The sequence below is a fragment of the Pontibacterium sp. genome (assembly GCF_964228735.1).
Taxonomy (GTDB): Bacteria; Pseudomonadota; Gammaproteobacteria; order Pseudomonadales; family Balneatricaceae; genus Pontibacterium.
In genome coordinates, this window is sequence record NZ_CAXRBQ010000003.1 from 1 (window position 1) to 11,679 (window position 11,679).

General features: G+C 53.6%; 10 protein-coding genes. 6 read left to right on the top strand and 4 right to left on the bottom strand.

Annotated elements, in window-relative coordinates; all coding sequences use genetic code 11:
- Positions 1-343 precede the first annotated feature (343 nt).
- Both ACEQ15_RS00250 and ACEQ15_RS00255 read right to left on the bottom strand, forming a co-directional pair.
- A complete protein-coding gene (locus ACEQ15_RS00250; RefSeq protein ID WP_370276927.1) occupies positions 344-1,762 on the bottom strand; it encodes an aldehyde dehydrogenase family protein in 1,419 nt (472 codons plus the stop codon).
- Between the two features lie 18 nt (positions 1,763-1,780).
- Positions 1,781-3,199 carry an aminotransferase gene (locus ACEQ15_RS00255; protein WP_370276930.1) on the bottom strand — a complete coding sequence of 473 codons (1,419 nt, stop codon included), beginning with the start codon at positions 3,197-3,199 and terminating at the stop codon, positions 1,781-1,783.
- Between the two features lie 271 nt (positions 3,200-3,470).
- On the opposite strand from ACEQ15_RS00255, the gene ACEQ15_RS00260 reads away from it, so the two are divergent.
- The 3 genes from ACEQ15_RS00260 (at position 3,471) to ACEQ15_RS00270 (ending at position 6,871) form a co-directional block, all read left to right on the top strand.
- Positions 3,471-4,193, top strand: a complete 723-nt coding sequence (locus ACEQ15_RS00260) for a TorF family putative porin (protein ID WP_370276931.1) — start codon at positions 3,471-3,473, stop codon at positions 4,191-4,193.
- 204 nt (positions 4,194-4,397) lie between these two features.
- The gene (locus ACEQ15_RS00265; protein WP_370276932.1) at positions 4,398-5,300 is read left to right on the top strand and encodes a LysR substrate-binding domain-containing protein; all 903 of its coding nucleotides are present in this window, start codon (positions 4,398-4,400) and stop codon (positions 5,298-5,300) included.
- A gap of 155 nt (positions 5,301-5,455) precedes the next feature.
- A complete protein-coding gene (locus ACEQ15_RS00270; protein WP_370276933.1) occupies positions 5,456-6,871 on the top strand; it encodes an NAD(P)/FAD-dependent oxidoreductase in 1,416 nt (471 codons plus the stop codon).
- 334 nt (positions 6,872-7,205) lie between these two features.
- On the opposite strand, the gene ACEQ15_RS00275 is transcribed toward ACEQ15_RS00270, so the two are convergent.
- The gene (locus ACEQ15_RS00275) at positions 7,206-8,144 is read right to left on the bottom strand and encodes a LysR family transcriptional regulator (RefSeq protein WP_370276935.1); all 939 of its coding nucleotides are present in this window, start codon (positions 8,142-8,144) and stop codon (positions 7,206-7,208) included.
- A 145-nt stretch (positions 8,145-8,289) separates the two neighbouring features.
- Here ACEQ15_RS00275 and ACEQ15_RS00280 point away from each other — a divergent pair, with 145 nt between their 5' ends.
- The 3 genes from ACEQ15_RS00280 (at position 8,290) to ACEQ15_RS00290 (ending at position 10,646) form a co-directional block, all read left to right on the top strand.
- The gene (locus tag ACEQ15_RS00280) at positions 8,290-9,654 is read left to right on the top strand and encodes a DUF3422 family protein (RefSeq protein WP_370276936.1); all 1,365 of its coding nucleotides are present in this window, start codon (positions 8,290-8,292) and stop codon (positions 9,652-9,654) included.
- A gap of 306 nt (positions 9,655-9,960) precedes the next feature.
- A complete protein-coding gene (locus ACEQ15_RS00285; RefSeq protein WP_370276937.1) occupies positions 9,961-10,209 on the top strand; it encodes a hypothetical protein in 249 nt (82 codons plus the stop codon).
- 95 nt (positions 10,210-10,304) lie between these two features.
- Positions 10,305-10,646: a hypothetical protein gene (locus tag ACEQ15_RS00290; RefSeq protein ID WP_370276938.1), complete on the top strand. Its 342-nt coding sequence runs from the start codon at positions 10,305-10,307 to the stop codon at positions 10,644-10,646.
- A 95-nt stretch (positions 10,647-10,741) separates the two neighbouring features.
- On the opposite strand, the gene ACEQ15_RS00295 is transcribed toward ACEQ15_RS00290, so the two are convergent.
- Positions 10,742-11,164 carry a hypothetical protein gene (locus ACEQ15_RS00295; RefSeq protein WP_370276939.1) on the bottom strand — a complete coding sequence of 141 codons (423 nt, stop codon included), beginning with the start codon at positions 11,162-11,164 and terminating at the stop codon, positions 10,742-10,744.
- Between the last annotated feature and the right edge of the window lie 515 nt (positions 11,165-11,679).

The window sequence follows — 11,679 nt, forward strand, 5'->3', positions numbered from 1 at the left end:
ACGCCTCCATCGCCACGCGGCACGGCGGCAACTTGCTCAACTGTTTCAGCAGCTGTGTCCGCGCCACATTTTTTGAAAGCCGTGTATGTCCTTGTCCATCAATGCCGTGCAATTGAAAAGACAACTTGGCGATATCGATACCAACGATGCTAATCTTACTCATAGTGGACCCCCTATCTAGTGATGCCGGTCCAAACTTAATTGTGGCACTTAGGTGGGCGGGTCCATTTCATTTGCTACAAGTTGCGGACATAAAAAAAGCGGGAGCAAGGCTCCCGCAAAAATTGCCAAAGGCTTAAGCAAGCTGGCTATTCATGGAAAGTGATTCTGACTGATCCGTTGATTAACGAATTAGCGCCTTAGTCTCAAAGAACTCCTCAACACCGAAGTTACCCAGTTCACGGCCGTTGCCGGACTGTTTGTAACCACCAAACGGTGCTTCGTTGTTCCAGAAACCGTCGTTGATGTAGACCTGACCGGCGCGGATCTGGCGGGCCAGGGTTTCCGCCTTGGTTTTGTCTTCAGACCATACGCGCGCCGCAAGGCCGTATGGTGTGTCGTTGGCGATCTCCAGAGCTTCCGCTTCGTTCTGGTATGGGATCATGCACAGCACCGGGCCGAAGATCTCTTCGCGGGCGATGGTCATCTGGTTGTTCACGTCGGCGAAGATAGTTGGGCGGACGTAGTAGCCTTTATCCAGGCCTGCAGGGCGTTCCAGGCCGCCGGTCACCAGACGTGCACCTTCTTCCACACCGATACCGATGTAACGCTGTACGGTTTCCATCTGCATCTGGGAAGCCATTGGGCCGAGGAAGGTGTCTTCTTCGGTTGGATCACCCACCTTGAGGGATTCGGTGTAGGTCTTCGCGATCTCGACCGCTTCTTCGTAACGCGCTGCCGGTACCAGCATACGGGTGAGGGCGGTACAGGTCTGACCGCTGTTGAGCATCACATCATCCACACCCAACTTCACCGCGGTTTCCAGGTCCGCATCTTCACAGATCAGGAATGGAGACTTACCGCCCAGCTCCAGACATACACGCTTGATGGTTGGCGCTGCCGCCTGGGAGATACGTACACCGGCACGGGTGGAGCCGGTGAAGGAAACCATATCCACTTCCGGGTGGGTACACAGCGGTTCGCCCACTTCAGGGCCGGTACCGTTCACCAGGTTAAAGACACCTGCAGGCAATCCGATCTCATCGATCGCTTCCGCCAGCAGGAAGGCGTGCAGTGGGGTGTTTTCACTTGGTTTCACCACCATGGTGCAACCAGCCGCCAGGGCCGGGGCGACCTTGCCGATCATTTGGTGCAGTGGGTAGTTCCACGGATTGATAAAGGCACACACACCGACTGGTTCACGCACTGCAGTGGCGTTACCGATCTCGATCTCGTGATCCAGCAAGGCAGCGCGGTCCGCGTGTTTCGCCAGTGCATCGATAGGGTCTTCCACCTGGACTTCACGGCTGAATGCCAGAGTGGTACCCATCTCGGTGGTGATGGTGTGGGTCATCTCGTCCACACGCTTGGTCAGTGCGTCGGCCAGTTTGCTGATGTAGTCGGCACGCTCTTCAGCAGAGGTGCGGGACCAGCTGTTAAACGCGCGACGGGCGGCCTGCACGGCATTGTCTACGTCCACTTTATCGGCCAGTGCGGTGCGACCGGCAACCTCTTCGGTGGCCGGGTTGATCACGTCGATCATCTGGTTAGCGTGGGATTCTACCCACTGACCATCAATGTACAGTTTGTCGTAAATCTTCATTCTTAAATATTCCGGTCGTTAAGCGGCCAGCAGGCCTTCTTCGCGTAAATCTTTGATGGTTGCCTCGATGCTTTCACGCAGGGTGGCAACGATAAAATCAACATCGTCCCGGGTCATGGTGAGTGCCGGAGACATTACATTCAGGTGCACGATGGCACGGGTGATCAGGCCACGTTCGTCGGCGTGGTTGGAAACGCGCTTGCCGATATCCAGTTCTTCCGGGAAGAGCGCTTTGGTGGTTTTGTCAGCCACGTATTCCACACACATCATGAACTTGCGACCACGGACCTGGCCGACGATTGGCAGGTCTTCCAGGGTTTTCAGCTGTTGCTCGAAGTAGGGGCCTACTTCTTTTACGTTATCCAGCAGCTTGTCGCGTTCCAGGATCTCGATGTTCTTCAATGCTGCAACACACGCCACCGGATGGCCGGAGTAGGTGAAACCGTGGGCAAAGCAGCGGCCGCTGTCCGGTGCGTTCAGTACGTCGAAGATCTCGTCGGAGAAGATCGTCGCACCCAGCGGTTGGTAGCCGGAGGTCAGGCCTTTGGCGCAGGTGATGATATCCGGCTGGATATCAAATTCGGACTCGGAGGCGAACCAGTGACCCAGGCGACCAAAACCGGTCACCACTTCATCGGATACGTAAAGGATGTCGTTGTCCTTACAGATCTGGCGCATACGCTTGAGGTAACCGTCCGGCGCAACGATTACGCCACCCGCGCCCATGATTGGCTCGGCAAAGAACGCAGCGACTTTGTCGGCGCCACCCAGTTCGGTGATCTTGTCTTCAAACTCCTTAATCAGGAATTCAACGAAGTCAGATTCGCTCATCCCCTCTGGTGCACGGTAAAAGTTCGGGCAGCTCAGGTGGTGGATGGTGTCGCTGATAAAATCGAACTCCGGTGGATGGTCACCCGGTTTACCGCCAATCGACATGGAGGCATAGGTGGTGCCGTGGTAAGAGTTGATACGGGAGATAACATGTTTCTTGTCGTGTTTGCCGCGGCAGTTCTGGTAGTAGTGGATCATGCGGAACGCGGTATCCACAGCGGTGGAACCACCACAGGTGAAGAACACGTGATTCAGCGAACCCGGTGCCAGCTCGGCCAGTTTAGCGGCCAGCTCAGCGGCAGGGGCGTTGGTGAGATCCACAAACGGATTGGCGTAAGATAGCTGATACGCCTGCTGCGCAATTGCTTCAGCCATCTCTTTGCGGCCCAGACCGATGTTGTTACACCACAAACCACCAACGGCATCAAAGTACTTTTTGCCGTCTGCGTCGTAGATAAAATTGTTATCACCGGCAACGATCGGCAGTGCGCCTTCCTCGCGGAATACGTCGAATACCTGCCATGGGTGAAGGTGGTGGGCTTTGTCTTTTTGCTGGATGTCCTGGGTGTCGTACTGCTTGTCACCGGACAATTGAAAGTCGGTCATGGGAACACCTGCTGAGTCTATTGTTATCTTTATCCCTCCAGTCTAGGAGCAGGTGGGTGCAGGCTGTATACCCTGCTTAGGGTAGGTGTCCGGGGCCCATGATACGGGGCTTTGCGGCTTGCCCGCGCAGAGGTAAGGGAATCCAACACCTGAGAAATCCTCAAAGCTGCCCGAAAGTATTCTCAATAGTCGTGAGTGCTGGCTTGCCTTAATAATTTTTTTAGCGCGTTTGCGGCGCTTCGAAAAAATTATAAAAAGGGTATGACAACCAATGAATAAAACACTGACCTCGGTTTTGCTGGGTGCCGGATTGGCGGTTTCCTCTGTACAGGCGTTTGCAGATATCAGCGCGAACGTGAGCCTGACCAGCGATTACCGATTCCGTGGTATCTCTCAGTCTGCTGAAGATTTTGCTATCCAGGGTGGCATCGACTGGTTCAACGATGCGGGTTTCTTCGCCGGCGCTTGGGCAAGTAACGTCGACTTCTATCCAACCGGTGATGCGGATGATGACGGTGCGTCTGTCGAGCTGGACCTGTACGCAGGTTACGCGGGTGCAATCAACGATGACGTTGCGTACGACGTAACGGTTTACCGTTACATGTACCCAGGTGATGACATCAACCAGGATTACAACGAGATCGCCTTGGGTGTGGATTACGGCCCAGTGCGTGTGGCGTACTGGTACGCGGACGATTACCTGAACCTGGGCGAATCCACCCAGTACCTGGAACTGAACTACTCCATGGAGCTGCCACAGGAGTTCGGTCTGAACTTCCACGTGGGTCACTCCTTCGGTGATGCCTTCGACGACACCTCCCTCCTGGGCCTGGAAGACTACACCGATTACTCCATCAGCCTGACCAAAACCTGGGCTGAACTGGACTTCGAACTGGCATACCTGGACACCGATCTGGACGGTAGCTTCGAAGTGGAGAGCGACCACGGTGCGAACCAGGATACCTTCGTCCTGACCGTATCCAAGTCCTTCTGATCGACCTGATCAAAGCCTCGCCCCGGACACCACGCCATCCCCTTCAGGCAGGTGTGTCCGGGGCGTTGCCTAAACACATTTCTACCTGATCACACCAACTTTCTACCCTTAAGTGGGTATTTCTGCGCATTTCCCCTCTGCAATAAGCTCAAAAGCAACCACGTACCGTGTTGTTCCTGCATTCAAATAATAAGAGGTCAGGTTATGCGTCGTATGCCGCCGTTGAACCCGTTAAGGGTGTTCGAAGTAGCTGCCCGGCATGAGCACTTTGGCAAAGCTGCAGAGGAGCTGTCTGTCTCGGACAGTGCCGTCAGTCACCAGATCCGTGTGCTCGAAGAGTACATGGGCGTAAAGCTGTTTCTGAAAGAGGGGCGGGAACTGCGCCTGACCTCCTCTGGCCGCTCCCTGGGGCCTGCGCTCAAGCAAGCCTTTGACCTGATCGCAGATGCGGCCTTCAGTGTAAGTCAGCGAAACACGCAGGCTACGCTCAAACTCTCCATTCCCGATTCCATCGCCTCGAAGTGGCTGGTGAAGCGCATCGGGCATTTCCTGGAAGCCCATCCGGATATCGAGCTGGAACTCCAAACTACTGAAACAAGCACCGGCGTGCAGGATCTTCAAGCGGACATCTCCTTGGGTTTGTGGGATGAGCTGGACGTTCCGGAAGGCTATATGCGCTACGTGCTCAACGGTGTGGAGATGTTTCCGGTATGTAGCCCAACACTGCCCGATCCGCTGAGTAGCAATTCGGAAAATCAACCTCGTTTTCGGTTGTTAAAAGGGGACGATAATCCGCGTTGGACGCGCTGGTTTAAATCCTGTGCACCTGGCTTGATGGCCGAAGCAGAAACGATCCGTTACCAGCAATCCAGTCTGGCGCTTGAAGCTGCGCTGTATGGTCAGGGCGTGGCGATGAGCGATTCTATCACCGCGGCGGACTATCTGAATGAAGGGCGGCTGATGCGACTGCTGCCCGAGCTGAGTATTCCCGAACATCTGCAGCTGATTGTGCGCCGTACCCACGAAGAAAACAGCGCGATTGTTGCCTTTTGTAGTTGGTTGAGTGACGAGCTAAATGAACTGGGTGTTGAGCTTGAAGCCTTTTAATACAAAGGGTTAGCAGTTTTAGGTGGTGTTGCATTTTAGACGGATACACCCCTAAGGAGGGTATACACCCTCTGGTGAGAAACCCGGATAGTAGATACCAACAAAGCATCGCCCGAACGATGTATCGAATAATAACGTAGAACAGGTACCACCCGATGAGCACAACTGAACATGCTAAGAAGGCTCTACTGAAAACCAAATTTTTCCCTTACTGGTTGGATAACAAAGCTGCACCAGAGCCGGAACCGTCTTTGAAAGACAATATTAGCTGTGACCTGCTGATCGTAGGTGCAGGTTTTACCGGCCTGTGGGCTGCCATCCACGCGAAAGAACAGAATCCACAGCGTGATGTGGTAATCATCGAGTCCCAGTGTGTAGCGATCGGTGCATCCGGTCGTCCGGCGGCGATCCTGTCTGCGTCTGTAGTACACGGCCTGGAAAACGCTGACCGCTTCTTCCCGGAAGATATCGTTGAGCTGGAGCGTCTGGGTAAAGAGAACATGGATGGCTTCCGCGAAACCATCGAGAAGTACGAGATCGACTGTGATATCGAGTGGGGCGGTGAGCTGACCGTTGCTGTGGGTCAGGAAGGTATCCCTGATCTGGAGCGTGAGTACAAACTGTACAAAGAACACGGCCACGATGCGCATATGCTGAGCGGCGAAGAAGTTCGCTCCGAGATCAACTCACCACTGTTTGACGGTGGTCTGTGGTCCAAGCAGCGCAGTGGTACCGTGCACCCGGCTAAGCTGGCCTGGGGCCTGAAGCGTATCGCTAAAGAGAAGGGCGTACGCATCTTTGAATACACACCGTTAAAAGATTCCAAACACCTGAAACCGGGCGTTCTGGTCAATACGCCGGAAGGTTCTGTTAAGGCGAACAAAGTGCTGCTGGCAACCAACGCATTTGCGGCGGGTAGCAAGAAGATCAAGAACCGCGTTGCGGCGATCCGCGACCGTATCGTAGTCACCGAACCGCTGACCGACGAGCAGTTGGCAACCATCGGCTGGAAGAACCGTCAGGGCGTATACGACACCCGTACCCAGCTAAACTACATGCGTCTGACTGCGGACAACCGCATCCTGTTTGGTGGTCGTCTGGGTTACTTCTTTAACAACAACACCGATCCGAAAGCAGACAAATCTGCCGACAACTTCGTAAATCTGGTGCGTAACTTCTACAAAACCTTCCCAACCCTGAAGGAAGTGAAGTTCTCCCACGCATGGAGTGGCCCGATCGGTCTGACAACCCGCATGGCGGTGCACTATCAGAGCTATTACAAAGGCGACATGGTGTACGCCGGTGGTTACTCAGGCTTTGGTGTGACCGCGACCCGCTTCGGTTCCCGTATTGGCCTGGCGGTGCTGGATAACACCGGTATCCCGGAAACCAAATTGAAGTTTGCCCGTACCCAGCCAAACTGGATTCCACCTGAGCCGTTCCGTTGGATCGGTGCGAAGATCACCATGTATGCACTGGATACCATGGATGAGAAAGGTGGCTGGCGTGTGCCTTGGATCCGTCTGGTCGAGAAGATGGGATTCCCGATCACCCAGAACGAACTGGGTTAATACAACCCGAACACATTGAGTCCGGTGGATGTTGGAGCCGCCGGGCTGAATGTCCCATTCCACAGATTCCACCCCATGACTCTGTGAGCACAGTGTGGCCAAGGCTCCCGCACTGTGCAGTTGCCTCAAGGGTTTACCCAACCCCGTTTTTAACGCAGATCGCGTTTGCAGGTTAAGAGCCTTGTTTATGCTCTGGTCCGTATAGACCTTACCTTCGGGGAAGACTTTGTCTTCCCCTTTTTTTGTTTAGGATTTTGGTTTATTCGCACCTTTGTAGGGCAGCGTTCACGCTGCCGGCAGGCTGAAGGCCTGCCCTACAGAGAGAGCCGATTACCTAGTTCGTCTCATTCGCCACCGCTTCCCGCAAACACTCCATAAAGGTACCAATCACCAGATCATTCTCCGGATAGGGCTTGGTTATTGCCGAGAAACTGTTGGAGTAGTTAAACCGATCCTGCATAAGCGGGCGCATCTCCGTCAGCCAACCCCAGTTCTTCACCAAATGTTGCGGTAGAAAGCCCAGGTAGTGTCCGGTCAGGATCAGCGCTGCTCGTGCCTCCTGGTGATGAGCCGAGGCATGTTTGTTCCAGCTCGACATCACCGGATCAACTTCGCGTCCCGGCATCAGGCGGGGAGACTCCACAAACTTAAAGCGTTGCAGCTCACCGGTGCTGATGTTGCTGTCGTCACGGTTGTACAGTGGGTGATCCTTCGCGCAGTAAAGGCTCATCTCCTCATCAAACAGCGGCATGAAGTCCAGCTCGGGGATGCTGCGGTGGGTCACGGTAATACCGATCTGCACACGGCCATCCAATACAGCAGGCACCACATCGTCAGAACCCATACTGGTAATGCGTACCCGCACATCCGGCGCTTTCTCGGTGTAGAGCCGTAGCGCCTCGATAATGCAGGAACGGTAGGCGCCCAGCATATGTTCGGCAAAACCCAGGTGCAGGTGGCCAAGGATGCGTTCGTGGGAGATGTTCACGCGGTTACGGAACTGGTCCACGGCACTGAGCAGGTCCTGTGTGGCTTCGTATACCACCTTGCCATGATCGGTCAGGGAGAAACCACCACGTCCGCGATTACACAGGCGCATATCCAGGCGTTTCTCCAGGTCCGAGATGTAGTTGGAGATGGTGGAGTTGGCGAGGTTCAGCTCCACCTCCGCCGGGGTAAAACCGCCGGATTCCACCACTGCCTTGAATACCCTTAGCAGGCGCAGGTCCAGATCGGCGAGTTGGCCCGAGAGTGCCGCTTTACGCTTACCCATGTTGTCTCCGTTGTTTTTATATTGAGATATATAAAAGTGTAGTCGTTCAAAGAATTATATTAGTGGGTGTAGAGCTGGTCTATAAACCTGAGAGGGTAGTTCGATCTGCCCGTGCTAACGACCAGTGATAAGAGACCCGGAGACGATGAGCAGTAGTGTTGAGTTGTACGATGCCGATATCCAGAAAGCTCGGACAGAGGTGTTCCATGAGCCCTATCCGTTCACTCTGCACGATAACTTCCGGGCCAGTTATGCCGAGCTGCACAACCGTCCATTCCCGGTGGTCTCCACACCGTTGTGCGTATCCCATATTGCACTGAAACACGATGCCAGTTGCACCGCTGCCGCCACGCGAGAGCATCTTCAAGCCCTCTGTGAACGCTACAGCGTGAACGGTCCACGTGACGGCGATACCTGTTTCTACCAGGATTTCGGTGAATTCGAGGTGCGCTGGGAGCAACACTTCGAATTCTGTAGTTACACCTTTATTGTGCATGACCAGGCTGCGGTGCCGTTCCAGACGCCACCGATTGATCTGTTGCCGCAGGATTGGCTGTCATCCGTGCCCGGCCAACTGATTGCTGCGGTAAATGTCGAGATGCGTGATGCACTGTATGAAGATGTGACGCCACAGGTGTTGCGCCCCTGGTTTGAAGGGCAGCGCCTGATCGGCTCCCGGATCGGGGCAGAACGAGCTTCATTGTGGAGTGCGTTTCGCCTGCACAGTGACAACTTCAACCGCATTCTGGTACTCAGCAAAGACCTTAACGAGTGTCAGGCCGGCCGTGTACTGCGCGCACTGCTGGAGCTGGAAACCTACCGCAACATGATGTTGCTCGCTTTCCCGCTGGCCCGTGAGATCAGCCGCAAGGTAACCGGCATGGAACGCCAGCTAGCCGAAGCGGTGCGCCAGATGGGTGACATTCGCAGTGCAGAGGACGAGCGGGTACGACTGAACGAGCTCTCCGGCATGGCTGCTGCTATCTCCGAAATGATCGCGGATACCCGTTACCGCTTCGACGCGACTCATGCTTACTACGATCTGGTCGAAAGCCGCCTGGCCGAGCTGGAAGAGCGGGAGATCAGTGAACTGCAGACGGTTCGTGCGTTTATCGATCGTCGGCTGTTACCGGCATTCCGCACCGTCCAGGCAGCGCAACGTCGCATGGATGACCTGGCCCGCCGCATCGACAGTGCCAGTGACTTTCTGCGTACCCGCGTGGATATGTCGATTGAAGCGCAGAACCACGAACTGCTGATCTCCATGGACCGCCGCGCCAAGCTGCAACTGAACTTACAACAGACGGTGGAAGGCTTGTCAGTGATGGTGCTGAGCTACTACCTGGTCGCGCTGGTGGAAAAACTGTTGGGTGGTGTATCGATCTTCGCCGAAGGCTTTAACAAACCGCTGGCGGTGGCTATCTGTGTACCGATCGCGCTGGGTGCAGTGTGGGGCTTGTCGCGGCGCTGGAAGAAGCGCCTGAAAAAGATGGAATCGAAGTCGAGATAACTTAGTGGCCATTGGTTGTCTGAGAGACAGATGAAAGGGGAGCGACAAAGCTCCTCTTTTTCATGGTGCCAAGATACTTCCACCCATTACGCAAGATAGTATCAATGCCGTTATTGATTGTTCACTAAGCTACTAAGTATGTGCGAGTTCTGCGCAGTTATTACCGGCGGCCTGTGATCGTCAGGGCGCTAAAATCCTTTGTGATCAGATCGAGGGAATTCCCAATGGGTACAGGTTCTAGTTTGAAGACTTTATTTACAGGGATTCTGTTCGGAACAGCTTTAACACTGACGCCGGTTCTAAGTAGTGCTGTTTTTGACCTGGATTCAAGTGCAGCTGTATACGCCAAGGGAGGCAACGGCGGTGGAAATGGTGGCGGCAACGGAGGCGGTAACGGAAATGGCGGTGGGAACGGTAACGGCGGCGGACATGGAGGAGAAAAAGGCGGCCATGGTGGGCATGCAAAAGGTGCCGATGACGCTGACGGCCATCGTGGTCACGGTAGGGGGCATGCCAAACATGAATACGGACATCAAGACGATAATGGCAAACTGATAGGTAGTCTGAACGCCGCGCATGCGTCAGCAACAGCGCGAGCACATGCTGCACCTCATTCCCGCGTAGGTTTAATCGCGACCTATGAACGTGCCGTGTTGGCATCCAGCGTTTCGGATGATGATGCTGAACGCATCAGTGATCTGTTGGCAGAATTGGATAACCCTGAATTGACCAATCAGGAGCGAAAAGCGATTCAGGCTGAGTTGTCCGAGATCGTTGGCAATCTTGAACAGGGCGTGGAGAAAGACGAAGCGGATGTGGAAACCCTTGCTGCCGTTGCCCGAAGTTCGTTGGAAGCTGCCAGCAACAAGGAACTGGATAGTGAAGACAAGATGATGGATGCGGTCAACGAGCTGCTGGGTATCAGTGAAGACAATGAGGTTGTCGCTGCTGTAAAAGCGATGGATGATGCTCCTGAGCCGGAAGAGGAATAACGGTTCAGGTGTAGTAATTAAATACGATCTTACTGGCGATGTCCGCTGTCGGCACAGAGCGGCCGTTCGTTTAAAGTGGACAATCAGCCAAAGGACTAAACAGCCCAGTCTTCATATTTCACTAGATACCAGCATCCATCTACTTGCTGAAATGAATATTTCAGAAGAAAACCTGTATCAGGTTTAAACAGGCGCACATTTCTCTTTCCGACGCTCGCTATCGTAACTTCCATTATTAGTGGAATGGATTTTCGTGCTTGTGGTGACGGGTATATCGGATGCTTCCGCCCAGCAACCTCCAACTTTGATAAGGTGGTGTAGACTGTTTCCCACTCTGGATTTGCATCGACATCAACCCAAGAGTGTTCAAGCGGATAAACAATGTATTTCTCTTGCCAAAGCCGATTCCTCTCAAACCTCTCTAGGAAATCCGCGAACGCAATTGGGCAGATCTCTCCCGCCACCACACTAGGAACGGAAAGAGCAACAGTTATTAGAAGAACTAGAAATAACTTCATCCTGTGTACCATGCAGGTCAATGGCTTATTGAATTAGGATAGTTGGACAGTGAAAGCTCATCTCTAAGAGTTTTTCCTTTTTCTCTGAATAAATCGTTTGGCATGGTATCTAACCGCAGAGATTCGAGACCGTGATAAATCGGGGAATGGCCGTAATGGGTCGGCAACCGACCTCTTTGCCTTGTGGTCGACGGTAGGCAGGCCATAGCGACCAAGACGGTCGCTTATCGGCACAAAGGGGATAATCTCAAATTAAGAAACTTTCTTAGGGAAAGAACCTGTGTACTGAGCTATACATAGGTTCAGAGACGAAAGCTCATAAAGTTATCCTTACTCAGAAGAGGCCATGTCTCGATGCTAGGTCACGTGTGCTTGACTGCTATTAAATTGATTTTAATCTTTTGCATCACGACCTCTCACGCTTCTGAAAAAGGAGATATTAGGCGCCTCTCCATTAAAGAGATTGAACCCTTAGTACCTGAAATAATAAAAAAGGCACAGCAAGGTGATCCTGA